Origin of the sequence: Agromyces sp. NPDC060279 (assembly GCF_042726785.1) — a bacterium.
In the GTDB taxonomy this organism is placed as follows: domain Bacteria; phylum Actinomycetota; class Actinomycetes; order Actinomycetales; family Microbacteriaceae; genus Agromyces.
This window is the reverse complement of sequence record NZ_JBHXBK010000002.1, coordinates 80,332-105,624: the sequence shown is the minus strand read 5'-3', so window position 1 is coordinate 105,624 and position 25,293 is coordinate 80,332. Positions and strand designations below refer to the sequence as shown.

Sequence of the window (25,293 nt, the reverse complement as noted above, 5' to 3'; positions counted from 1 at the left end):
CTGGAGCGAAGAAGGCTCCAGCCTCGGCGGCGACGACGGCCGCCGGGGTCTTACTCCGCGGTGCGGCGGCGGCGGATGATCAGCAGCAGCCCGACACCTCCGATCACGAGGATCGCGGCGCCCCAGATGCCCCAGCTCGGGTCGAAGCCGGTGCTGGCCATGCCGCCAGGAGTGTTCGGCTTCGGCTGGGTCGGAGCGGCGTTGCAGTCGGGCGTTGCAGGCGGGTACGCCTCGACCGCGTCGGTGCTCGGGTTCATGCGGATCTCGACGACCGCGTTCCCGCGCAGCTCGTAGAACGGTGCGCTCGGGTCGAGCACCCAGCGGCCGTTCGGCAGCAGGCGCCAGCCGGGCCAGGCGATGCCGTTGCCGGCCGAGTCGACCGCCGCGCCGGGCCAGAGCTTCTGACCGGTGATGGTCACGCCGCTCTGCGCGTCGGCCGGGGGCACGATCTCATCGACCTTCGCGGCGCCGTCGGCGAGGATGCCGTCGATGTCGCTCGCGGGGATGTCGGGGTTGCGGGCGGCGTAGGCCTCCGGCGTCCACCAGATCATCACGATCCGCGGCAGCTCGACGTTCTCGATGTTGTACGGCGTCAGGTCGTAGGTGACCCACGGGGCGTTCGCGATGCACATCGCGAGCGCGTTGACCTCGATCGACTTCACCGGCGTCTCCTCGGTCGACGTGTTGTCGTCCGGGGTGCCCTCGACGCCGCCGCTCGTCACCGTCGCGGTGTTGACGATGTCGAGGATCTTGCCGGTGTCGCTGCCGCCTTCCCGCGGGAGGGTCGCGGCCGTCGTCACCTGGAAGCCGAACTCGGCGCTCTGCGCCTCCTCCGGCGTCCACGAGGCGTTCTTCGTGAAGGTCGCCGTGCCGCCGAAGCCGTCGGCCGAGGCGCCCGTGAGCGTCGCGGTCCAGCCGGCCGGCACCGTCCACTCGGCCACCGGGGCGGCCTTCAGGGTGGCGGGCAGCTCGTCCTTCACGACCACGTTCGGCACGACCAGCTTCGGCGTGTTGTTCTTCACGGTGATCGAGTAGGGGTAGCTGGCGTCCTCGTCGGTCGGCACGAGCCAGTCACCGCCGTCGTTCTGCTCGACGTGGTGCTTGTCGATCGACAGGTCGACCGTCTTGGCGGTGTTCAGGATCGTGCAGGTGCCGTCGGCGCCCGGGTCGAGCGTCAGCACGCCCTCGCTGAGCGAGACGCCCTCGCCGACGCAGCTCCACTCGCCCGGGCTGTAGAAGCCGAGCAGCGGGTTCGTCTCGTTCTCGAGCGTCTCGAGCAGCGTGTACGCGCCCGGCTTGACCTCGCGGTCGAGGAGGTCGGCCGAGCCGCCGAGCCCGTGGAAGACCGACGAGCCGTCGCCGAGCAGGCGCAGGCGCCAGTCGGCGGGCTTGCCGGGCACCTGGCCCTCGCCGAGCTTGCCCTCGAAGGCCGAGTTGTCGACCTCCTTCACCAGGGTGAGGTGGGCGGGCTCGGGGTCGGTGTGGTGGTCCGTCGTGCACGGCTCCTCGGGGGTGCACTCGTCGGACGGCACGTCGCCGCCGGCGGTGACCGAGTTGCCGATCGTGGCGTCCCAGGCGTCCGCGTTCACCTTGACCGAGTAGACGAGCGTCTGCGGCCCGGCGTTCGCGGCGAGGTCGCCGACGTTCCAGGTGAGCTTCTGCGTCGCGTCGTCGAAGGCGAAGGTGCCCACGCTCGCGGTGATGCCGTCCTCGTCGAGGACCGCCTTGCCGAGCACGCCGCTCAGGTCGTCGACCGCGACGATGTCGTGGACGGTCACCTGACCGGTCGGGGTGACCGTCACCGTGTAGGTGATGGTGTCGCCCGGCTTCACCGTGCTGCCGCTCACCGGGTTCGACGTCTTCGAGGTGGTGAAGGCGCCCGGGGTCTTCGTGATCGGGTTGGTCGCGGTGACGAGCACGTGTCCGAGCTCCTCGGCGCCCTTCCCGGCGATCGTGAAGGTGATGCTGCGGCCCTCAGTCGACGCTCCCGCGTCGGTCGAGGTGTAGCTCACGTCGCCCCACGAGTACGCGTCGTCCTTCAGGCCCGGGAGCCCGTCGACCGGCTCGGTCACGGTGCACTCGGTGCCGGCGGGGAGGTCCACGCCCTTCGGGAGGTTCGCGGGGCTCGTCGCCGTGGCGGTGAGCTCACCCGTCACCGGGTCGCCGCCCTCGGGCAGCACGCAGGAGTACTCGAAGGTGTACGAGGCATCCGGGTCGACGCCCTCGAGCGCCGCATCGGTGCCGGCGACGACCTTCTCGATCGTGAAGTCGCCCTTCAGGCGGAAGGTGTCGTTCGTGACCGTGATGACGGGCCAGTCGTCGCCCGCAGCGGGGACGGTGGCCGGGTTGCCGTCGTAGCCGACGACCTCGACCCACTGGTACGACGGGTCGGTCGGGACCGGACCGGCGGCCGGCGCGGTCTCCACGGCGGTGCAGTCGCTCGTCGCGAGCACACCGGTCACGGTCGCGTTGCCGTCGGGGGTCGCGGTCCACTCGTACTCGACCGCCGGGTCGTCGCCGTAGACGCAGCTCAGGGTGCCCGTGAACGGCGTGGCGCCGTCGACGAGATCCTTCGCCGGGCCGGTGACGACCTTGTCGATGATGACCGTGCCGCGCACGCGCTCCACCGTGTTGGTCACGGTGATGCCCGCGGTCTGGCCGTCGACCAGGGTGACGGTCTCGCCGTTGTCCGGGGCGGCCCAGGCGTACGACGGGTCCTTCAGCTCGCCGTTGTCGAGCGTGTCCTCCTGCACCTGGCAGTCGGCGCCGACCGGCACCTTTTTCTGCGCGGCGGTGAAGAGGGAGACGGTGCCGCCCGTGGCCGGGACGGTCCACTGACCGCCGGCCTGCGCGTCCTCGCCCTCGCCGTCGACCCAGTCGCAGGTCCACGAGCCGGTGACGTCGAGACCCGCCGGGATGCCGGCCGTCTCGCCTTCGGCGACCTTGGTCAGCTCGAGCGCGCCCCACAGCTGAGACACCGAGTTGGTGACCTCGGCCGTCGGCACGACGTCGGGCGAGACGATCTCGACCGGGTCGGCGATGGCCGGGGTGTTCCACGACCAGCCGGTCGCGAGGTCGCCGTCGCTCGGCGCGTCCTCGGTGATCGAGCACTCGCTCGTCAGCGGGACCGGCCCGAAGGCCTCGGTGGTGCCGCCCGTCGCGTCGTCGATCTGCCAGTCGCCGGACGCCACGACGTCGCCGTCGTAGCTGCAGCTCCAGGTGCCGGTGTAGGCGGTGCCGTCGGCGACGACCTTGCCGGGAACCTGGTCGAGCTGCTTCGTCACGGTGAAGGTGCCGAAGGCCTGCGAGATCGGGTTCGTGACGTTCACGAGCTTCGTCTCACCGTCGGAGCCGAGGGTGACCGAGCTGGGCGACACGGTCGCCTGGCCCCAGCTGTACGAGGCGTCCTTCAGCGTGTCGGGGTCGATCTGACCCTCGCTGAGCTCGCAGCTCCAGCCGAGCGGCACCCCGTCGACGAGGACGGTCTTCTGGCCGTCCGCGACGTTCACGGTGCCCTTCAGGTGGCCGGCGACGCCGTCCACGGAGCAGTCGTAGTTGATCGGGAAGTCCGTGCCGCCCGCGGCCTGGGCGACGTAGCCCTCGGTGTCGCCGGTGACGGCCTTCAGGACCTCGATCTTGCCGGTCTCGCGGCTGAACGAGTTGCCGACCACCAGCAGCGCGGGCTCGGCCGCGCCGACCGTGTCGCCCGTGAACTTCGGGTCGCCCCAGGTGTAGGAGGGGTCGTTCGTCGGCGCCTGCGAGAGGTCCTCGCCGAGCACCACGCAGTCGGAGTCGACGAGCACCTCGTCGCTCAGCGTGATGGCGCTCGCACCGGCGGTGGTCGTCCAGTCGCCGTTCACCGGGGCGTCACCGTCGTGGGTGCACTGCCAGGTGCCGGAGTACTCGCGGTCGGGGTCGACCACGCCGCTCGGACCGCTGAGGGTCTTCTCGAGGGTGACCGAGCCGTAGACCCGCTTCAGCGTGTTCGTGATCGTGACGTCGATCTGCTGGCCGGGCTCCGTGATGGTGAAGGTCTCGGGCGAGACGGTCACGCCGTCCCAGGCCCAGCTGCCGTCGGCGAGCCCGCCGACCGGCGTGACCTCGGTCACGGTGCACTCGGAGCCGAGGGGCAGCTCGAGGGCGTCGCTGCCGCCGGTCGTGAAGGTCACCTGCTCGGTGCCGTTCACGCCGCAGGCGACGGATGCCTCGAACTCCATGTCGGCGCCGCCGGTGTAGCCGTCGCCCTCGACCACCTTGGTGATCTCGACCGAGCCGTACTTCTTCGACAGGGCGTTGATCGCCGAGACCTGCACGGTGACCGGGTCGCCGTTCTGCGGGGCCGGGATGGTGAAGGAGACCGAGCGGCCGTCCTGCGGGCTGCCGCCCGGGGTCGCCGTGAGGGTCACGCCGTCCCAGGTGTAGCCCGAGGCGGGCGCCGGGGCGTCGTGCTCGGTGACGGTGCAGTCGCTGCCCGCGGGGATGGGCTCGCCCGGCCCGCCGGCAGCACCGGCGAGCACGTCGAAGCTGCCGCTGTACTCCTGGTTGCTGTCGTCGGTGCAGACCCAGTCGAAGCCGAAGGGCACGTCGGGGTCGTAGCCGGCGGCGTCGCCCTGCACGGTCTTCGAGACCGCGAAGGAGCCGGACTGGCGCACGATGGTGTTCGTCACCGTGACGCCGGGGTTCGGCGTGGCGGCGCTGAGGGTCACCTGGGTGCCGGGCGCGTAGTCGATGCCGGCCCAGACGTACGAGCCGTCGCCCGAGGCGGGAGCGGCGGGCGCCGTCTCCGTCACGGTGCAGCTCGAGCCGAGCAGGATGCCGGTGACGGTCGCCTGACCGCCGTCGGCCAGCGGGCCCCAGTTGCCGCTCTTGCCGTCGGTGCAGCTGTACGTGCCGGAGAAGCCGGGTCCGTTGTAGACGCCGTCGGGGTCGACGAGGTCCTTCGTGATCACGAGCGCACCGTAGGCGCGCTTCGTCGTGTTCGTGATGACGACGTTCTTCGTCTCGTTCTTCGCGACGGTGACCTTCACGTCGTTCGCGACGGGGGTCGCGGCCCAGGCGTAGGAGTCGTCGACGAGGCCGCCGGAGACCGCCCCCTCGTGCACGGTGCACTCGGTGCCGGCGAGCAGCTCGCCGGCCGGGGTGGTGTACGTCTCGCCCGCCTTGATGGCGGCGGTGTAGGTCTTCGCACCACAGGTGATCGTGATGTCGAAGGCCGTGTCGGCCGCGATGCCGCCGCCCTGGGTCGCCTTGGTCACCGAGACCTGGCCGTAGACCGGCACCGTCGTGTTGGTGACGGTGACGAGCTTGGTCTCGTTCTTCGCGACCGTGACCTGCGTGCCCGGCGCGTACGTCGGGGCGCCCCACTCGTGGCCCGCGTCGAGCGGCGCCGTGATCGGGGTGACCTCCTGGACGGTGCAGAGGCTGCCGACCGGGATGTTCTGGACGGTCTCGGTCTCGCCGTTCTTCAGCGTGAGCGGCGTCGTGGTCGAACCGCAGACGACGTTGACGTTGAAGTCGTCACCGGTCGAGGTGTAGCCGTCGCCCGTGACGACCTTCTTGACGTCGAGCTTCGTGAAGTTGCGCACGAAGGTGTTCGTGACCGTCGAGTCGACGGTCGCGTCGACGCCCTTCGGGATCGTGACGACGTTCGGCAGCACGGTGCGGCCGGCCCACTCGTACGAGGCGTCCGCGAAGTCGCCGGCCTTGGCCGAGAAGGCGGGCTCGGTGAGCGCGCAGCTCGTGCTCGTCGGCAGCGTCGGCCCGGAGACCGGCGTGCCCGGCGTCACCTGCAGGTCGCCCTCGGAGATGGTCTGGCCGCCGAGCGTGCAGACGTAGTGCACGGTGAACTGCCGGCCGGTGCCGCCGGTGTAGCCGCCGGCGGGGGTGCTCGCGTCGGCCGGCGAGACCTTCTTCTCGACCGTGAACGTGCCGGTGTTCTGCTTCGTCGAGTTGGTGACCGTGATGGTGGTCTTCTGGTTGTCGACGATCGTCTTCGGCCCGTCGGTGGCGTACTGCACCCACTCGTAGGAGCCGTTCTTCAGGTTGCCGCTCGGCCCGTTCTCCGTGACGGTGCACTCGGCGCCGGCGGGGAGTGTCGTGCTCACGGTCTGCGCGGTGCCGGTCGAGACGGTGTAGTTGCCGCTCTGCACGACGCCCTGGCCGGCGACGGTGCAGCTCCAGGTGCCGGTGAACGGCGTCGAGGCGGTGCCCGAGAAGCCCGAGGCATCCGTGATGACCTTCTTCACCTCGAGCGAGCCGGTCTGGTACCGGTTCGTGACGGTGCAGGTGACCGAGGCCTTGTCCACGAGGTCGACGCTGCCGTTGGTCACGGTCACGCTCGAGCCGTTGCCGTCGTTGGTGCACACCCAGTTGCCCTGCTGCGTGTAGCCGCCCGGGCCGCCGGACTCGGCGAGCACGTAGGTGCCGGCCGAGAGGTTCGCGTTGCTGACGCCCGAGCCCTGGTCGTTGCCGGAGAGCTCGGCGGCGCCGCCGCCGGTGTTCGCGGAGAGGGTCCAGGCGTTCTTGTTCGCGGTGCCGGAGGCGACGACCTTCTTGAGCGTCAGCTTCGCCTTCGTGGCGTAGGTGTTCGTGAACGTGCAGGTGATGTCGGAGTTGGCGCTCGCCGGGATGTTCGTGAGGGTCACGTTCCGGCTGCCGAGGTTCGGCGTGCCGATCGGCTGGTTCGCGCTGTCGACGCAGGCGACGCCGGTGAGCGACCACTGCGCGTCGGCGACGGCGTTCTCGGCGATCGTGATGGTCTCGCCCTGCAGAGCCTGCGCCGTCTTGGACTGGCCGCCCTTCAGCGTGAAGCTGTCCTTCCACGGCGAGCCGTCGAGGCTGGAGGTGGGGGCGAAGTTGAACGTGGTGTCGGGGGCGCCACTGCCCACGACGACCTTCTTGACGGTGATGTCCCGAACCTGCGCGAGCTTGCCGTAGAGGCAGGCCTTCGTCGTCCGGCTCTCGACGGTGTTGAAGGAGTTCACAGGCGTGCCGGTCGCGGTCGCCGGGCAGGTGATCGCCTCGGTCGAGCTCTGGTTGCCGGTGCCGACGCGGATGAAACCGGTGATGACGAGCTTGTAGTCCTGGCCGCCGATGGTGATGGCCTGGTCGGAGGCCTGCGAGGTGAACTTCACCTGGTCGTTGCAGCCGTTGTTCTCACGCCCGGTCGGACAGTTGCTGCCGGTCAGGTCATTCGGGCTCTCCCAGAGCCACCAGGGGAAGCTCAGCACGGGGGCGCCGCTGATGCCGTTCAGGCGGTAGTCGAGCTTGCCCTTGAAGTAGTCCGAGGTGACGCCGTTGATCGGGTTGTTGATGTGCGACATCGAGCCGAGCAGGAACTCGGAGCCGAGGGTGATGTTGCCGCCGGCGGCCGGCTGCACGCTGATCACGCTCTGGCTGGAGGTGCTCAGGTTGTTCGGACAGCTGCCGCTGGTGCCGTGCGCGGCGCGGGCCCAGCTCCCGGTCGATGAGACCCAGTCGGTGCTCGAAGAGCTCGCCTCGGGCGAGTACTTGAAGCAGTTGTTGCTGGTCGTGCCGTCCTGGCTGCCGCTCGCGTTCGTGGTGCGCTGATCGCTCACCCTCGCGCTGATCGAGCCGAGATCGACATCGAGTGCCTGGGCTGGCGCCGCGGCGAAGAGTGCGCCGCTCACCCCCATGCCGATGATGAGCGCACCGCTCGCGAGGACCGAGAGCGCCTTCTTCAGGCGGCCCTTGGGTAGGGTGTCGCGGTGCCGAGGGGTCGACGAAACACGGGTTCGGGTAAGCATGGCTGCACGCCTTCGGGTTCGACGCGAAATTTCGGGTTGCGCGTCATTCGGGTTTCGGGTTTGCAACCCACGCAGAACGTGAGTCCTTCGTAGCGTGGCAGAGATGAGGGTCGTTCGGAATACTGGCACCACCACCAAAACGGGGGGCAACTGACGGATGCCTGGCCCCCGCGCCGCCCGAAGCGCCCCCTTTTCGCACCGCACCTGGGCATTCGCCCGATTCCGGGGAAAAGTCGCGGCCGGATCGCAGGCACGGCGGATGCCCGACAGGCACGGCGGATGCCCCGGCGCGCACGCCGGGGCATCCGTTTTCCAGGGTCGGCGCGGATCGGGGTCCCCCGACCCGACCCGCCCCGACCGGGCGGGGCGCCGTCGCGCTGCTCACGGCGCGACGGCGCGCGGGCTCAGCCCGCGTCGTCCCGTCGTTGACGGCGGGCGACGAACCAGACGCCGAGCGCTCCGACGGCGAGCAGGCCCGCCGCGAGCGGCAGCAGCCAGCCCTGGTCGAAGCCGGTCGAGGCCATGCCCGAGGGCGTCGGCTTCGGCGGCTTCGGCGAGTTCGTCGGCGCCGCGTTGCAATCGGGCGTCGCCGGCGGGTACGCCGTGATCGTGTCCGTCGACGGGTTCACCCGGATCTCCACGACCGCCTCGTTGCGGAGGTCGTAGAACGGTGCGGACGGGTCGAGCACCCAGGTGCCGTTCGGCAGCAGGGTCCAGCCCGGCCAGTCCGTCGGGTTGCCCTCGGCGTCCACCTCGGCGCCCGGCCAGAGCTGGGCTCCCGAGATGGTGTCGCCCGGCTGCCAGCCGGGAGGCACGGTCACGTAGTCGACCTGGGAGGCGCCGTCGGCGAGGATCGCCGCTTCGTCGCCGGCCGGGATCGACGGGTCGTGCCCCGCGAAGGCGTCGGGCGTCCACCAGATCAGCGCGACGTCGGGCAGCGTGTCGAGGTTCGATGGTGTGATCGCGTAGCTGAACCACGGGGTGTCGTTCAGGCACTGCGCGAAGCCGTCGAGGGCGATCGACTTCACCGGCGTCTCCGCCTCGGCGCAGTCGGCGAGCGGGCCCTCCGGGTCCGGCTCCTCGGCCGCGGCCGCCGCGAAGATCTCGGCGAGCGAGGCCGGGGCCAGCTCCGGCGGCGACTCCTCCTCGGCCGGCGGCACCTCGGCCGCCACGCAGGCGGTGTTGACGAGGTCCGGGATCGGCACCGTCGGGTCGGGCTGGGCGAGCTCGCCCACCTCGACGTCGAAGGTGATCGTCACCCCGGGGTACGCCATGCTCGCGAACTTCCCCAGGTAGGAGAAGGTGAGCTCCCCCTCGACCGAGTCGTCGAGCGTCCAGCCCGCCGGCAGCACCTCGCTGCCGGGCACGAAGGTCACGCCCTCGGGCAGGGTGTCCGTCACCACCGGGTCCACGACCGCATCGCCGTCGTTCCACACGTTGAGCGTGTAGCTGATGACGTCGGGCGGGGCGTCGCCGGAGTCGACGGGGTGCTCACCGTCGTCGTGCGACCACAGCTTCTCGATCCGCACGTCGGGCTCGGCCACCTCGTGGTCGGTCTCGCAGGAGGCGAGCACGAGTTCCTCGCTCTGCTCGAGCGGCGCGAGATCGTCGCCGCCCTCGGGCGGGCACTCCCCCACGCCGTCCGGCGTGACGACGTTGTGCAGCGTCTCGCCCCAGGCGTCGTCCGCGACGGTCACCGTGAAGGAGATCGCCGCCTCTTCACCGGGTGCGAGGTCGGGGATGGACCAGGTGAGGTCCGTACCGTCGAGCTCCAGCTGCGGGTCGAGCGGCTCCACGAGGCTCGCGTCGTCGTCCAGCACGTCGGAGAGGTCGTCGACCGCGGTCGCGCCCGACACCTCCGCCTGCGAGAAGTTGTACGCGTGCAGGGTGTAGACCACGTCGTGGCCCGGGTAGACGGTGCTGCCCGAAGCCGGGTCGGCCGTCTTCCACAGCTCCCAGCCGGGCGTCGGGTGCTCGGTGACGCACGGGTCGGGCTCGGCGTCCGGCACAGCGGCGACCGTCACCGGCGGCTGCGCGGGCGGGCAGTTCGTGAGCACGTGGTTGCGCAGCACGGCGCCGGGATCGGCGTCGTCGCGCACCGTCACGCGGTACACGAGGTCGAGCGTCTCGCCCGGGTCGAGCTGGGCGACCTTCAGCCAGAGCTTGCCTGGCTCGTCGTCGTCCCAGCTGAACGCCGCCGGCTGCGTGCCGACGAAGCCCTCGAAGTCGACGTAGGGCGCGAGCTGCGAGATGTCGTCCTCGATCTCGATGTCGCTCACTCCGGGACCGGAGACGTGCTGCACCGAGAGCGTGTAGTCGATCGTGTCGCCGCGCTCCACGGAGGTGCCGCTCGGCGGATCGCTCGACTTCGTCACGCCCCAGACCGGTTCGTTCTCCCGGTTCGTGACGCTGCAGTGCACGATCTCGAACTTGCCGACGTCGACGGTCCAGCCGTGGTCGCCGACGAGCGTGACCGGCCGGTCGTCCCCGCCGACCTCGCAGCTGACGGCCGCCATCTCCCAATAGGGGCGGTCCTCCTCGGTGAAGGTGATCGCCCGGCTGTCCGCGTCGCCGTAGCCGGAGACGTCGTACGGGTCGGTCATGCCGTCGGCGGCGGTCTCCTGCGAGGCCGGCGTGACGTCGGCGTCGCTCGTCGAGAACTCCCAGCCCTCGGCGGGCTGCCCGTTCACCGTCTTGTCGATGACCACCGAGCCGCCGCAGAGGGCGATCGCGACCTCCTTCAGGGAGTCCGCGAGGGTCGAGTAATCGGTGGTGGTGAGGTAGTCGGCGGTCGTGATGTTCGTGCCGTCGAACGCCTCGGGGCCGGAGATCGCCTCGATCGGGCCGAGCGTGACGCTGCTGCCGACCGCGATGACGAGCACGTGCGAGCCGTCGGCCTTGATGGCGTTGGCCTGCTCGATCGCCGGGTTCAGCGCACCGGGCGAACCGTCGGGGAACTCCCCGCCGTTGTTCGGATCGACCGTGTTCGGGTTGCCGTCGGTGATGACGATCGTGAGCTCGACCGGCCCGTCGCTGAAGCCGCCGAAGGTGCCGTGGCCGACTTCGAGCCCGCGCTTCCAGTTCGTCCAGCCGTCGGAGCTGAGGCCGGCGTACGAGCCCTGCACCGTGCCGACGTTGCCGCTCGAGAGCTCGGTCGCGCCGAGCAGCACCGCGGCATCCTGATCGAAGGAGGTCACCGAGACCTCGGATCCGGTGTCGACGAGGGCGCCGGAGAACGCGTCGGCCGCGGCCTTCAGGTTCGCGATGCCCGCACCGCCGATGGAGCCCGACTTGTCGAGGATGAAGGCCATGTCGAGGCCGCACACATCGGGCAGGTCGGGGTTCGGGGCGGGGTCCACGACGGCCTGCGCCGCCAACGAGCGCATCGAGCCCTGCTGGGCCGCGAGACAGGCGTCCCGTTCGCTGCGGTCGTCGTTGGCGATCGGGATCGTCATGCAGTCGATGGGTGCCGGAGGCGCGTCCGCCTCCGGCACCGTGGCCGGCGCCTGCGGGTCAGGCGCCGCCGGGGCATCCGTTTCGGGTTCTACGGCTGCGTCCGGGGGGTCTACTGGGGCGGGGGGCGGCACCTCCTCGGCCGGCGGAGCGGGCTCCTCGGCCGGTGGCGCGGGCTCCTCGGCGGGCGGCGGCACCTCCTCCGCGGGCGGCGTCGCGGGGTCCGGCGCCGGCGGCGTCGTCGCCGCGGCGTCGGTGCCCTCGCCGGCCGCCGGGTCGGCGACGAGCGTGTCGGCGCTCGCCGCCGAGTCGGGCAGCTCCTCGGCGGCGGCGAGCGTCGGCGCCCCGAGGAGGACGAGTGCGGGAATCGCGAGCATGGACACGAGTGCGACGGCGGGTCGCCGCCTCGGTCCGGATCGTGCGGGCGCGCTGAAGCGCCCACGACTGAGTGCGTGCATGACAGCTCCTGTATTTCATCGGGTTGGAGCCGGCTCGAACTTCGGGTCAGCTGGCGCCAGTTCTGCCACACTTCGGCGCCATCCGCAAGGATTCCTCATCTTCCACCCCCCGAAAGCGGGGTGTCCCCCGAGTGGGGCTCAGGGCGACCCCCGAGCCGGGGACCGTGCGCACCCGGGTCCGTCCGCCGGGCGCGCCCGAGCGGGCGCACCGCCGGACGGGGCCCGTCGGTATGGTGAGAGCGTGAGCGGACGGGATGCCTCGGGGCCGACGCGGCGCGCGGGCGCGCCCGGGCCGACGCCCGCGCCGGCGACGGCCGGCGACGAGGCATCCGAGCCGACGCCCTCGACGTCGCGCACCGCGCGGATCCGCGCCGAGCTGTCGGTCGCCGGCCAGGAGGCGAAGCAGCGGCTCGAGACCGCCGAGCAGCCCATCCGGCAGCGCTTCGACGAGCCGATCAAGCGGGTGACGGCGATCACCGAGCGCACGCTCGCGCTCTTCCCGGTGCGGGTCTGGCGGCGCTTCCTCGACCGCAACGGCTTCATCCTCGCCGCGGGGCTCAGCTACCAGGCCCTCTTCGCGGTGTTCGCGGCGCTCTACGTGGTCTTCGCGATCGCGGGCCTCTGGCTCACGAACAACCCGGACGCCCTGAACGCGCTGCTCGGGCTCATCAACACCCTCGCCCCAGGGCTCGTCGGCGAGAACGGCAGCGCGGGCGTCATCTCCGAGCAGGACGTCACCGAGATCGCACGCTCCAGCACGAGCCTCTTCGGCTGGACCGGCGCCGTCGCCCTCGCCGGCCTGATCTGGACCGCGATCGGCTGGATCACCTACACCCGCACCGCCGTGCGCTCGATCTTCGGCCTGCCCAAGGACACGCGCGCCTACCTCCTCCTCAAGGCGCGCGACCTGCTCGCCGGGCTCGGCTTCGGGCTCGTCCTCCTCCTCGCCTCCGTGCTCTCGCTCGCCGCGACCTCGTTCGTGAGCTGGGTCTTCTCCCTGCTCGGCTGGAGCAGCGAGTCGGGATGGTTCACCTTCTTCGTGCAGCTCGGCTCACTCGTGGCGGTCTTCCTCATCGACACCCTCGCGCTCGCGGTGCTGTTCCGCTTCCTGTCCGGTGCGGCGATGCCCTGGCGGCGGATGTGGATCGGCTCGCTGCTCGGCTCGGCGGGACTCTCGGTGCTGCAGCTGTTCAGCAGCCTGCTGCTGTCGAGCACCTCGAGGAACCCGCTGCTCGCGACCTTCACCGTGTTCATCGGTCTGCTGCTCTGGTTCCGGCTGACGAGCATCGTGATCCTCGTCGCCTCGGCGTGGATCGCGGTCGAGGCCGGCGACGCGCACGAGTCCCTGCGCATGGTGACGCCGGAGCAGCTCGAGGCCGAGCGGCTCGCCGAGGAGCACCGGGCGCTCGTCACGGCGGCGCGGGTGCGGGTGCGCGAGGCCGAGCACGAGCTCGGCGAGGCGGGATGGTTCGCCCGCTTCCCCGCCCGCCGCCGGCTCGAGCGGGCGCGGCTCGAGCTGGAGGAGATCGAGCGGGGCGGGCCGGGCCCGGCCGAGCGCCCGTGACCCGCGATTCCGCCGGGCGCGGCGGTGTCGGCGGGCTCCCGTAGGATCGTTCCATGCCCGCTCAGCCCCTCCGCATCGCCAGTGTCAACGTCAACGGAGTGCGCGCCGCGTTCCGCAAGGGCATGGGCGACTGGCTCGCCGCCCGCGACGTCGACATCCTCGCGCTGCAAGAGGTTCGGGCCTCCACCGACGACCTCGTCGGCCTCCTCGGCGACGAGTGGGACGTGCTGCACGACCCCGCCACGGCGAAGGGCCGCGCGGGCGTCGCGCTCGCCAGCCGGCACCGGGCGAGCATCCACCGCGTCGAGCTCGGCCCGGCCGACTTCGACAGCGCGGGGCGCTGGCTCGAGGCCGACTACGAGGTCGGCGACAAGGTCATCACCGTCGTCAGTACCTACGTGCACTCCGGCGAGGTCGACACCCCCAAGCAGGTCGAGAAGTACAAGTTCCTCGACGCGATGGTCGAGCGCCTCCCCCAGCTCGCCGCGCACTCCGAGTACGCCGTCATCATGGGCGACCTGAACGTGGGGCACCGCACCCTCGACATCAAGAACTGGAAGGGCAACGTCAAGCGCGCCGGCTTCCTGCCCGAAGAGCGCGCGTACTTCGACCGCTTCCTCGGCGCCGAGGGCGAGCCCGGCTACAACGACGGCGCCGGCCTCGGCTGGATCGACGTCGGCCGCCGGCACGCGGGCGAGGTCCCCGGGCCGTACACCTGGTGGTCGCAGCGCGGCAAGGCGTTCGACACCGACACCGGCTGGCGCATCGACTACCACCTGGCCACCCCGCAGCTCGCCGCGACGGTGCAGAACTACGTGGTCGACCGCGCCGCGGCCTACGACGAGCGATGGTCCGACCACGCGCCCGTCGTGGTCGACTACGCGATCTGACGCCCGCCCCGACCCGCGACTCGCGACCCCGCGACCCCGCGATCCCCGGCCTCCGGCCGCCCCGACCGTGCGTCATCCGAACTTCATCGAGGACACCATGAGCACCGAACGACCCGTCGTCTTCTCCGGCATGCAGCCGTCGAGCGACTCCCTCCATCTCGGCAACTACCTCGGCGCGCTCGTCAACTGGGTCGCGCTGCAAGACACCGTCGACCCGATCTACTGCGTCGTCGACCTGCACGCCATCACCGTGGCGCAGGACCCGGCCAAGCTCCGCGAGAGCTCGCGGCGCACCGCCGCGCAGTATCTCGCCGCCGGCATCGACCCTGAGCGATCCACGCTCTTCGTGCAGTCGCAGGTGCCCGCGCACGCCGAGCTCGCCTGGGTGCTCGGCACCATCACCGGCTTCGGCGAGGCCGGGCGCATGACGCAGTTCAAAGACAAGTCGCAGCGCTACGGCGCCGAGTCCACGACGGTCGGCCTCTTCACCTACCCGGTGCTGATGGCCGCCGACATCCTCTTGTACGAGACGAACCTCGTGCCCGTCGGCGACGACCAGCGGCAGCACCTCGAGCTCACCCGCGACCTCGCCGGCCGCTTCAACTCCCGCTACGGCGAGACGTTCGTCATCCCCGAGGCGTACATCCCCGAGGCCTCCGCGCGCATCTACGACCTGCAGGACCCCTCGGCGAAGATGTCCAAGTCGGCCGCCTCCGAGGCCGGCCTCGTGAAGCTCCTCGACGACCCGAAGATCACCGCGAAGAAGATCAAGAGCGCGGTCACCGACGCCGAGCGCGAGATCCGCTACGACCGGCAGGCGAAGCCCGGCATCTCGAACCTGCTCGACATCTACGCCGCGGCGAGCGGCGAGTCGATCGAGACCATCGCGGCCCGCTACGAGGGTCGCGGCTACGGCGACCTGAAGAAGGAGCTCGCCGAGCTCGTCGTCGAACGGCTCGAGCCGTTCCGCGCGCGCACCTTCGAACTGCTCGACGACCCGGCCGAGCTCGACCGGCTCCTCGCGATCGGCGCCGACAAGGCCTCCGAGCGCGCCGAGCGCGTGCTCGCCCAGGTGTACGAGCGTGTCGGCTTCCTCCGCCGCCGCTAGGCCCGGCGACGCCGTGACCGGCGCGGCCGTGCCGACGCACCGCTCAGCGCCGGGCCGCCCTGCGCCCGTCGTGCTCTTCGACCTCGACGACACGCTGATGGCGCACCGCGAGGCCGTGCAGCTCGGCATCGAGCAGCACATGCGCATCCGGGCATACGACCCGGTCGCCGGGCTCGACGTGCCCGTGCTCTGGCACGAGCTCGAGGAGCGGCACTACCACGCGTACCTCGCGGGCGAGCTGACGTTCGAGGGGCAGCGGCGGGCCAGAGCGCGCGACTTCGCCCTCGCCCACGGCGAGTCCCTCGACGACCCGGCGGCCGGCGCCTGGTTCGACGAGTACTTCGCGCACTACCGCGCCTCGTGGCGCGTGCACGCCGACGTCGCTCGCAGCTTCGCGGCCCTCGAGGCGGGTCTGCCCGGCGTGCGCTTCGGGGTCATCACGAACGGCGAGCTCGACTTCCAGCTCGCGAAGCTCGACCGGCTCGGCCTCACCGAGCGGTTCGAGCACGTCGTCGCCTCCGGCGCGCTCGGCTTCGCCAAGCCCGACCCGGCGATCTTCCTCGCCGCGGTCGAACGCTTCGCCGAGACCGGTCCGCTCGGGCCCGTCGCGTACGTCGGCGACCGGCTCCGCACCGACGCGATCGGTGCGGCCGAGGCCGGCCTCCTCGGCGTCTGGCTGAACCGCGTCGACGCGACGCCCGATCCTGCCGAGGCCGCCCTCGCCCGGGAGCTCGGCGTGCTCGAGGCGACGACGCTCGACGAGGCATCCGCTCTGCTCGTCAGTCGGCTCGGCTGAGCACACCGAGCCGGGAACGCGGACGGGCCGGATGCCTCGGCATCCGGCCCGTCCTCCCCTTCGGGTCCTCCCCAGGACCCGTGCGCCCGATCGGCGGGCGGGGCCGAGGGCCCCGCCGCGCCGATCAGCGCACGTCGTCGTCGACCCAGTCGAGGGTCTTCGTGACGGCCTTCTTCCAGTTGCGGTCGAGACGTGCACGCTCGGCCTCGTCCATCGACGGGGTCCAGCGCGTGTCTTCCTGCCAGTTGGCGCTGAGCTCGTCGAGGCCCGACCAGAAGCCGACCGCGAGGCCCGCGGCATAGGCCGCGCCGAGCGCCGTCGTCTCCGCGACGACCGGTCGCACGACCGGCACGCCGAGGATGTCGGCCTGGAACTGCAGCAGGGTGTCGTTCGCCGTCGCCCCGCCGTCGACGCGGAGCTCGGTGAGGTCCACCCCGGCGTCGGCGTTCACGGCCTCGATCACGTCGCGGGTCTGGAAGGCGATCGCCTCCAGCGCGGCGCGGGCGATGTGGCCCTTGTTCACGTAGCGGGTGAGGCCGACGAGCGCGCCGCGCGCGTCCGGGCGCCAGTACGGCGCGAACAGGCCCGAGAACGCCGGCACGAAGTACGCGCCGCCGTTGTCCTCCACGCCCTTCGCGAGCTCCTCGACCTCCGCGGCGCTCGAGATGAGGCCGAGGTTGTCGCGCAGCCACTGGATGAGCGAGCCGGTGACCGCGATCGAACCCTCGAGCGCGTAGTGCACGGGGGCGTCGCCGAGCTTGTAGCCGACGGTGGTGAGCAGCCCGTTCTTCGAGTGCACGATGTCCGTGCCGGTGTTGAAGATCAGGAAGTTGCCCGTGCCGTAGGTGTTCTTCGCCTCGCCGGCCTCGAACGCGGCCTGGCCGAACGTCGCCGCCTGCTGGTCGCCGAGGATGCCGGCGATCGGCGTCTCGCGCAGCAGGCTGGATGCCTCGGCGACGCCGTAGACCTCGGACGAGCTCTTGATCTCGGGCAGCATCGAGCGGGGCACGCCGAAGGCCGCGAGGATCTCGTCGTCCCAGGCGAGGGTCTCGAGGTCCATGAACATCGTGCGGCTCGCGTTGGTGACGTCGGTGGCGTGCACGCCGCCGTCGACCCCGCCGGTGAGGTTCCACAGCACCCAGCAGTCGGTGGTGCCGAACAGCAGGTCCCCCGCCTCGGCTTTCTCGCGCGCACCCTCGACGTTCTCGAGGATCCAGACGATCTTCGTGCCGGAGAAGTACGTCGCGAGGGGCAGGCCGACCTTGGCCTTGAACCGCTCGACACCGCCGTCCGCGGCGAGGCGGTCGACGATGTCCTGGGTGCGGGTGTCCTGCCAGACGATCGCGTTGTACACGGGCTCGCCGGTCGTCTTGTCCCAGACGACGGCGGTCTCGCGCTGGTTGGTGATGCCGACCGCGGCGATGTCGTGGCGGGTCAGGTCGGCCTTGGCCAGGGCCTGGCCGATGACCTCGCGGGTGTTGTTCCAGATCTCCTTCGGGTCGTGCTCGACCCAGCCGGCCTTCGGGAAGATCTGCTCGTGCTCGAGCTGCCCGGTCGAGACGATCGAACCGGACTTGTCGAAGATGATCGCGCGCGACGAGGTCGTGCCCTGGTCGATCGCGAGGACGTAGTCAGCCATCTGAGAACTCCGTTGCTGTCAGTGCGGGTGGTGGGTGGGAATCGGTTCGGCTCAGCCGAGGACCGGCAGCAGCGGGATCGCCGCGAGGCCGGCGAGGACGCCGCCGATGATCGGGCCGAGCACGGGCACCCAGGAGTAGCCCCAGTCGCTCGAGCCCTTGCCCTTGATGGGCAGGATGGCGTGCGCGATGCGCGGGCCGAGGTCACGAGCCGGGTTGATCGCGTAGCCGGTCGGGCCACCGAGCGAGGCGCCGATCCCGATCACGAGCAGGGCGACGGGCAAAGCGCCGAGCGCGGCGAGCCCCGAGGTGTCGCCGTTGCGGCCGAAGCCGATCACGACGAAGACCAGCACGAAGGTGCCGATGATCTCGGTCACGAGGTTCCAGCCGTAGGAGCGGATCGCCGGGCCGGTCGAGAACACGCCGAGCTTGTTCGCCGCCTCGGGCTCCGCGTCGAAGTGCTGCTTGTAGGCGAGCCAGGTGACGACGGCGCCGAGGAACGCGCCGAGCATCTGCGCGCCGAGGTAGGTGAGCACCGAGACGAACGAGACGGGAACGGTGGTGCCGAGATCGCCGTTGCCGAACTGCTCCGCGCCGTTCGCGACGAGCCCGAGCGTGACCGCCGGGTTCAGGTGCGCGCCGGAGGCGTAGGAGACCACGACACCCGCGAAGACCGCGAGGCCCCAGCCGATGTTGACCATGAGGAAGCCGCCGTTGAAGCCCTTGTTGCGCACGAGCGCGACATTGGCGACGACGCCCGTGCCGAGCAGCACGAGCAGGGCGGTGCCGACGAGTTCCGCGAGGAACAGGACGCCGAGATTGTCCACGTTGACCTTCTTTCAATGGGTGGGGCGGCACGGGTCGCCGCCCCCGGTGTGACATCGGGCCGAGGGGCCCTGCTGCACGCTATCCGGGGAAGTACCCGGTGCGGAGCGTTTTCGGGTGCACATCCGTGCAGATGTGCACCCGGTGCGCGCTACTGGGCGGCGGCGGCCTCGAGCTCCGGCAGCTGCACGCCGTGCCGCTCCGCGAGGAGCGCGCGGGTCGCCTGGACCTCCGCCGTCCGCCGCTCGGCGCTCCAGCCGAGCACCTCGCCCGCGATGGCCGCGAGCTCCTCGAGGAGCGGCAGGGTGGCGGTGCCGGTGAAGGCGATGCTGGTGCGGCGCAGCACGAGGTCGTCGAGCCGGGCGACGCGCTCGTGGCGCACGAGCCAGGCGATCTCCTGCCGGCTGTACCCGGGGTGGTTCGTGAGCACGAGGTCCTCGGCGGGCTCGAGCTCGTCGATGAGCGCTTCGGCGCGGGTGCCGTAGCGCTCGAGCAGTTCCTCGGCGCGCACGGCGCCGAGTTCGTCGCCGTGCGACACGAGCCAGACCCGGCGGGCGTCCGGCGTGGTCGGGTAGCCCGCGCCGCCGCCGATCGCGAGCCCGGCGGTGCTGCGCCGGCGCTCGGTGCCGAGGAGCTCGAGCACCTCGTTCGACAGGTGCTCGGCGAGCGCGCGGAATGTGGTCCACTTGCCGCCGACGAGGCTCAGCACGGTCGTGCCGCGGCGGCCCGGCGCCTCGGCCCGCTCGATGCGGTAGTCGCGCGAGACGAAACCCGGCTGGGTCTCGTCGTGGCGGGGCAGCGGGCGCACGCCCGAGAAGCGGTAGACGATCTGCGAGCGGTCCACCTCGATGTCCGGGAAAACGTGCGCGACGAGTTCGAAGAAGTAGTCGATCTCCTCCTCGGTGCACACGGCGGGCTCGCGCATGTCGTGCTCGAGGTCGGTGGTGCCGACCATCACCCGGCCCTTGAGCGGGTAGATCAGCACGATGCGGCCGTCCTCGTGCTCGAAGAAGATCTCGCGGCCGCCGGTGGCCTCGAGCAGCTCGGGGTGGTCGAGCACGATGTGCGAACCCTTGGTGCCGCCCATGAAGCGGGTCTCCTGACCGAGCGCCTCGTTCGTGAGGTCGGTCCAGGGCCCCGAGGTGTTCACGACGACGTCGGCGGCGAGCTCGAACTCGGCCCCGCTCAACCGGTCGCGCACGCGCACGCCGCCGGCGCCCAGGCCGACGGCCTCCAGGTGGTTCGCGGCGCGGGCATGGGACCCCGCGGCGAGCCCGTCGTGCAGCACGTCGAGGGCGAGCCGCTCGGGGTCGTGCATGCTCGCGTCGTAGTAGGTGGCGGTGTACTTCACGCCGGGGTTCAGCCTAGGCAGCTCGGCGAGGGTGCGCGTGCGCCCCAGGAATCGGTGGCGCGGCACGCTGCCGCCGTCGCGCGAGAAGGAGTCGTAGATCGTGAGGCCGGTCTTGATGAGCAGCGCCCCGCGCTCGGTCGGCTTGCCCGAGCGGTGGGTGAGGAAGCGCAGCGGCGCCGAGAGGATGCCCGAGAAGGTCGAGAAGATCGGCACGGTCGTCTGCAGCGGCTTGACGTAGTGCGGCGCGAGGCGGATGAGCGCGTTGCGCTCGGTGACCGACTCCTGCACGAGCCGGAACTCGCCGTTCTCGAGGTAGCGGATACCGCCGTGGATCATGTGCGAGGACGCGGAGGAGGCGCCCGAGACGAAGTCGTCGCGCTCGACGAGCACGACGTCCACGCCCTGCAGGGCGAGATCGCGGAAGGTCGCGATGCCGTTGATGCCGCCGCCGATCACGACGACCTGCGCCGTCGGCCGGGCGCGCAGCTCGGCGATCTCGGGCCGCTCCGCGGCGGTCGGATGCGTCGACGTCGACGTGTGGCTCATCCCGGTCCTTTCGACGGTGCCGACGGGCTTGCCAGAAGCGTCCCGTCTGTGGATGAATACATCGTGAACGCACGCGAACCTTCTTTCAACTCGCGTGCACAAACGTGCAAGGAGACCGGCGATGACCTGGACCCCGCAGGACGACCCCGACCGCAGCCCCGAGGTGCCGGCCGGCAAGACGCGCGACGCGCTGCGCGCGGCGCACCTGTACTACATGCAGGACCTCACGATGGACGCCATCGCCGCGGAGCTGCACACCTCCCGTTCCTCGGTCTCGCGCCTGTTGAGCCACGCCAGGGCGAGCGGGCTCGTCGAGATCTCCATCCACTCCCCGCTCGATCTGCCGAGCCGGCTCGAGCAGGAGATCCTCGAACGCCACGAGATCGCCGCGCACGTCGTGCCCGTGCCCGATCAGGCGAGCGACGTCGATCGGCTCGACCGGGTCGCGCTCTCGGCTGCACGGATTCTCGGCCGCTTCATCGACTCGAACCAGCTCGTCGGAGTCGCCTGGGGCTCGACCATGAGCGCGGTCAGTCGGCACCTCGTGCCCAAGTCGACCCACAACAGCGAGATCGTGCAGCTCAACGGGGCGGGCAACCTCCGCACCACCGGCATCCTCTACGCGAGCGAGCTGCTGCGCCGCTTCGGCGACGCCTTCGGCGCGAAGGTGCAGCAGTTCCCCGTGCCCGCCTTCTTCGACGACCCCGCCACGAAGGAGGCGTTCTGGCGCGAGCGCAGCACGAAGCGGCTGCTCGAGTTGCAGGAGCGCCTCGACGTCGCCCTCTTCGGCGTCGGCTCGCCCTTCGCCGAGGTCGCGAGCCGCGTCTACCAGGGCGGGTACCTCGAGCGCGACGACTACGCCGCGCTCAGCGCGGACGGCGTCGTCGGCGACGTCGCCACCGTGTTCTACCGGGCGGATGGCTCGAGCGACGGCATCCCGCTGAACGAGCGGGCCACCGGCCCCGACTTCGGCGTGCTGCGCCGCGCCCCGCGTCGCATCTGCGTCGTGTCGGGGCGCGCGAAGCTGCCGAGCCTGCGCGGGGCGATCGCCGCAGGGCTCATCACCGACCTCATCACCGACGAGGGCACGGCCCGGGCGCTCGTCGAGCACGCGTAGCCACGCTGTGTCGCCCCGTGACCACGGGAATAGTCCGGCGCCCGGCGCGTTGACCTAGAATCGAACACGACAACGTGCTCCGGGGTCGGTGCAATTCCGAACCGGCGGTGACAGTCCGCGAGCCGCGAGCGCCCTTCGGGGAGCGAGCGGTTGAACCGGTGGAACTCCGGTACCGACGGTGAGAGTCCGGATGGGAGGCGGCACGTGTCGGCCGAGGTGCGTTCGCGCATGCGGCCGAACTGCGGCGCGCCGCGCACCCCGGAGCCTCGATCACGAGGACGGACATGACGGCAGGCCACGACGCGGAGCTCCGCGCGATGCGACGGGCGATCGAGCTCGCCCACCGCGGTCCCGCCACGGGCGCGAACCCGCAGGTCGGCTGCGTGCTGCTCTCCCCCGACGGCGAGACGCTCGCCGAGGGCTGGCACCGCGGCGCCGGCACCGCGCACGCCGAGGTCGACGCCCTCGCGAAGCTCCCCGCGGGCGCGGCGCGCGGCACCACCGCCGTCGTGACGCTCGAGCCCTGCAACCACACCGGCCGCACCGGGCCCTGCGCCGAAGCCCTCATCGAGGCGGGGGTCGCCCGCGTCGTCTACGCCGTCGCCGACCCCGGCCGCGCCTCGAGCGGCGGCGCCGAGCGGTTGCGCGCCGCCGGCGTCGCGGTCGAGCGGGGCCTGCTCGCCGACGAGGTGGAGGCCGCGATCGGTGACTGGCTGTTCACCGCCCGCGCCCGCCGCCCGCGGGTGACGGTGAAATGGGCGTCGAGCCTCGACGGCCGCGCCGCCGCCGCGGACGGCACGAGTCAGTGGATCACGGGCCCGGCCGCCCGCGCCGACGTGCACCGCCGGCGCGCCGCCGCCGACGCCATCGCCGTCGGCACCGGCACCGTCCTCGCCGACGATCCCGCGCTCACCGCCCGCGACGCCGAGGGCGGCCTGCTCGCACACCAGCCGGTGCCCGTCGTCTTCGGCCGCCGCGAGGTGCCCGCGGGCGCCGCCCTGCGCCGCCACCCGCAGGAACTGCTGCAGTACGACGGCCGCGAGCTCGCCGCCGCCCTCGAGGAGCTCGCGGCGCGAGGCATCCGCTCGCTCTTCGTCGAGGGCGGGCCGACGCTCGCCTCCGCGTTCCTCGCCGCCGGCCTCGCCGACGAGCTCCTCGTCTACCTCGCCCCGACCCTGCTCGGCGGGCCGGGCCTCGCCCTCGGCGAGCTCGGCGTGCCCACCATCGCCGCGGCCCCGCGCTTCGCGTTCTCCGCCGTCGAACGCCTCGGCGACGACGTGCTCCTCGTCGCCCACCGGGCCGCACCGACCACCCCCACCGAAGGGAACTGACATGTTCACCGGCATCATCGAAGAGCTCGGCCGCATCGAGCGCGTCGAGCGCGGCGCCGACGCCGCCCGGCTCACCGTCCGCGGGCCGCTCGCGGTCGAGGGCGTCGCGCACGGCGACTCGATCGCCGTCTCGGGGGTCTGCCTCACGGTCGTCGACTTCGACGCGGAGCGCTTCACCGCCGACGTCATGGGCCAGACGCTCGCCGTCTCGACCCTCGACGGCGCCCGAGCGGGCCTCGCGGTGAACCTCGAGCGCGCCGCCCGCGTCGGCGACCGCCTCGGCGGGCACATCGTGCAGGGTCACGTCGACGGCACCGCGACGGTGCTGGAGGTGCGCCAGGAGGACGGCTGGCGCGTCGTGCGCTTCTCCCTCGACGAGGCGCACGCCCCGCTCGTGGTCGACAAGGGCTCGATCGCCGTCGACGGCGTCTCGCTCACCGTGAGCGAGGTCGGCACGACCGGCACCGGCGCCGATGCGGGGCACTGGTTCGAGGTGTCGCTCATCCCCGAGACGCTGCAGGCGACGACCCTCGGCGAGCGGCGGCCGGGCGAGCTCGTGAACATCGAGACCGACATCCTCGCGCGCCACGTCGCGAGGCTGCACCGCTTCGAGGGGCGCGAACTGCCGAGCTCCCTCGCCGACGAGCAGGAGGTGCGGGCATGAGCCTCGCCACCATCCCCGAAGTCCTCGACGCGCTGCGCGCGGGCAAGCCCGTGATCGTCGCCGACGACGAGGCGCGCGAGAACGAGGGCGACGCCATCATGGCGGCCGAGTTCGCGACGCAGGAGTGGATCGCCTGGATGGTGCGCCGCACCAGCGGCTTCCTCTGCGCGCCCATGCCGAACGGCTTCGCCGACCGGCTGCAGCTGCCGCCCATGGTGGCCCGAAACGAGGACGTGCGCGGCACCGCCTACACGATCTCGGTCGACGCGGCCGACCGCACCTCGACCGGCATCTCGGCGGCCGACCGCGCGCACACGCTGCGCGTGCTCGCCGACCCCGAGGCGACGCCCGAGCGGCTGATCCGGCCCGGGCACATCCTGCCGCTCCGCGCCGTCGACGGCGGGGTGCGCGAACGTGCCGGCCACACCGAGGCCGCGGTCGACCTGATGCGGCTCGCGGGGCTGTCCCCCGTCGGCGTGATCGGCGAGCTCGTGGCCGACGACGGCGAGATGATGCGCCTGCCCGGCCTCATCGAGCTCGGCGAGGAGGAGGGGCTGCCCGTCACGACGGTCGCCGCCCTCGTGGACTGGCTCCACGAGCACGGGGATGCCGCGGTCGGCGCAGACGCCTCGGGCGCCGCCGCGATCGCCGAGTCGGCGCGGGTCGACTTCGAGGTCGAGACGCTGCTGCCGACGAGCTTCGGGGACTTCCGGGTGCGGGCGTACCGCGACCGCAAGACCGGTGCGGACCACCTCGCGATCCTGTCCGGCGACCCTGCCGCGACCGCGGGCGGCGCCATCGTCCGGGTGCACTCCGAGTGCCTGACGGGCGAGGCGCTCGGCTCGCTGAAGTGCGAGTGCGGGCCGCAGCTCGACGCGGCGCTCGAGATCGTCCAGCGCGAGGGCGGCGTCGTCATCTACCTGCGCGGGCACGAGGGGCGCGGCATCGGCCTCATCAACAAGCTGCGGGCGTACCGGCTGCAGGAGGACGGCCTCGACACCCTCGACGCGAACGTGGCGCTCGGCCTGCCGGCCGATGCCCGCGACTACGGCGCGGCGAGCGCCATCCTCGCCGAGCTCGGCGTCACGCGCGTGCGCCTGCTGACGAACAACCCCGAGAAGGTGCGCCAGCTCGCCGAGCACGGCGTCGACGTCGCCGAGCGGCTGCCGCTCGTCGTCGGGGTCGGTCGCGGCAACCAGCGCTACCTCGAGACCAAGGCCGCCCGGATGGGGCACCAGATCGACGAACAGCAGCTCGCGGATGCCGCGGCTGAAGCACTCCTGGAAGGACATGCATCATGAGCGGAGCCGGCTCCCCCAACCTCGACAGCTCGAGCCTCGACCTCGACGGCTCCGGCCTCGACGTGGTCGTCGTCGCCGGAAGCTGGCACGACGAGATCACCGACGGGCTGATCGCCGGCGCGACGCGCACCCTCGACGCGGCGGGCGCCGCGCACCGCCTGGTGCGGGTGCCCGGCAGCTTCGAGCTGCCGGTCGTCGCGAAGGCGGCGCTCGAGGCCGGCGCCGACGCGGTGGTCGCCCTCGGCGTCATCATCCGCGGCGGCACCCCGCACTTCGAGTACGTCTCGGCGGCGGCGACCGACGGCCTCACGCGGGTCGCGCTCGACACGGGCAAGCCCGTCGGCTTCGGCGTGCTCACCCTCGACGACGAACGCCAGGGTCTCGACCGGGCCGGGCTTCCCGGCTCGAAGGAAGACAAGGGACGCGAGGCCGCAGAGGCCGCGATCGCGACCGCGCGCGTGCTGCGCGGGCTCGCCGGCGCCTAGC

General features: G+C 71.7%; 14 protein-coding genes and 1 riboswitch. Of the genes, 9 read left to right on the top strand and 5 right to left on the bottom strand.

The window, feature by feature from the left end:
• Positions 1–50: 50 nt before the first annotated feature.
• The gene (locus ACFWE1_RS09170) at positions 51–7,766 is read right to left on the bottom strand and encodes a DUF5979 domain-containing protein (protein ID WP_376933173.1); all 7,716 of its coding nucleotides are present in this window, start codon (positions 7,764–7,766) and stop codon (positions 51–53) included.
• Between the two features lie 404 nt (positions 7,767–8,170).
• The gene (locus ACFWE1_RS09165) at positions 8,171–11,596 is read right to left on the bottom strand and encodes a VWA domain-containing protein (protein ID WP_376933172.1); all 3,426 of its coding nucleotides are present in this window, start codon (positions 11,594–11,596) and stop codon (positions 8,171–8,173) included.
• 322 nt (positions 11,597–11,918) lie between these two features.
• Here ACFWE1_RS09165 and ACFWE1_RS09160 point away from each other — a divergent pair, with 322 nt between their 5' ends.
• From ACFWE1_RS09160 to ACFWE1_RS09145, 4 genes are all read left to right on the top strand, one after another.
• Positions 11,919–13,241 carry a YihY/virulence factor BrkB family protein gene (locus tag ACFWE1_RS09160; protein ID WP_376933171.1) on the top strand — a complete coding sequence of 441 codons (1,323 nt, stop codon included), beginning with the start codon at positions 11,919–11,921 and terminating at the stop codon, positions 13,239–13,241.
• 53 nt (positions 13,242–13,294) lie between these two features.
• Positions 13,295–14,131, top strand: coding sequence for an exodeoxyribonuclease III (locus tag ACFWE1_RS09155; protein WP_376933170.1), 837 nt, complete (start codon positions 13,295–13,297; stop codon positions 14,129–14,131).
• A gap of 97 nt (positions 14,132–14,228) precedes the next feature.
• A complete protein-coding gene (gene trpS / locus ACFWE1_RS09150) occupies positions 14,229–15,239 on the top strand; it encodes a tryptophan--tRNA ligase (RefSeq protein WP_376933169.1) in 1,011 nt (336 codons plus the stop codon).
• Positions 15,214–16,035: an HAD family hydrolase gene (locus ACFWE1_RS09145; protein WP_376933168.1), complete on the top strand. Its 822-nt coding sequence runs from the start codon at positions 15,214–15,216 to the stop codon at positions 16,033–16,035. The genes trpS and ACFWE1_RS09145 overlap by 26 nt, the downstream gene beginning before the upstream one ends.
• A gap of 124 nt (positions 16,036–16,159) precedes the next feature.
• Here the strand turns inward: ACFWE1_RS09145 and glpK are convergent, their stop codons facing one another.
• From glpK to ACFWE1_RS09130, 3 genes are all read right to left on the bottom strand, one after another.
• The gene (glpK, locus tag ACFWE1_RS09140; protein WP_376933167.1) at positions 16,160–17,674 is read right to left on the bottom strand and encodes a glycerol kinase GlpK; all 1,515 of its coding nucleotides are present in this window, start codon (positions 17,672–17,674) and stop codon (positions 16,160–16,162) included.
• Positions 17,675–17,725: 51 nt separating this feature from the next.
• Positions 17,726–18,499: an MIP/aquaporin family protein gene (locus ACFWE1_RS09135; protein WP_376933166.1), complete on the bottom strand. Its 774-nt coding sequence runs from the start codon at positions 18,497–18,499 to the stop codon at positions 17,726–17,728.
• A gap of 149 nt (positions 18,500–18,648) precedes the next feature.
• Positions 18,649–20,394: an FAD-dependent oxidoreductase gene (locus ACFWE1_RS09130; RefSeq protein WP_376933165.1), complete on the bottom strand. Its 1,746-nt coding sequence runs from the start codon at positions 20,392–20,394 to the stop codon at positions 18,649–18,651.
• Positions 20,395–20,515: 121 nt separating this feature from the next.
• Here ACFWE1_RS09130 and ACFWE1_RS09125 point away from each other — a divergent pair, with 121 nt between their 5' ends.
• The 5 genes from ACFWE1_RS09125 to ribH all read left to right on the top strand — a co-directional run bounded on the left by ACFWE1_RS09125 (position 20,516) and on the right by ribH (position 25,292).
• Complete coding sequence (locus tag ACFWE1_RS09125) at positions 20,516–21,511, top strand: sugar-binding transcriptional regulator (protein ID WP_376933164.1); 996 nt, start codon at positions 20,516–20,518, stop codon at positions 21,509–21,511.
• A gap of 70 nt (positions 21,512–21,581) precedes the next feature.
• Positions 21,582–21,719, top strand: a riboswitch (FMN riboswitch).
• A gap of 76 nt (positions 21,720–21,795) precedes the next feature.
• The gene (ribD, locus tag ACFWE1_RS09120; protein ID WP_376933163.1) at positions 21,796–22,842 is read left to right on the top strand and encodes a bifunctional diaminohydroxyphosphoribosylaminopyrimidine deaminase/5-amino-6-(5-phosphoribosylamino)uracil reductase RibD; all 1,047 of its coding nucleotides are present in this window, start codon (positions 21,796–21,798) and stop codon (positions 22,840–22,842) included.
• Position 22,843: 1 nt separating this feature from the next.
• Positions 22,844–23,506 carry a riboflavin synthase gene (locus tag ACFWE1_RS09115; protein ID WP_376933162.1) on the top strand — a complete coding sequence of 221 codons (663 nt, stop codon included), beginning with the start codon at positions 22,844–22,846 and terminating at the stop codon, positions 23,504–23,506.
• Positions 23,503–24,807, top strand: a complete 1,305-nt coding sequence (gene ribA, locus ACFWE1_RS09110) for a GTP cyclohydrolase II (RefSeq protein WP_376933161.1) — start codon at positions 23,503–23,505, stop codon at positions 24,805–24,807. Before ACFWE1_RS09115 ends, ribA begins: the two co-directional genes overlap by 4 nt.
• The gene (gene ribH, locus ACFWE1_RS09105; protein ID WP_376933160.1) at positions 24,804–25,292 is read left to right on the top strand and encodes a 6,7-dimethyl-8-ribityllumazine synthase; all 489 of its coding nucleotides are present in this window, start codon (positions 24,804–24,806) and stop codon (positions 25,290–25,292) included. Before ribA ends, ribH begins: the two co-directional genes overlap by 4 nt.
• Position 25,293 lies beyond the last annotated feature (1 nt).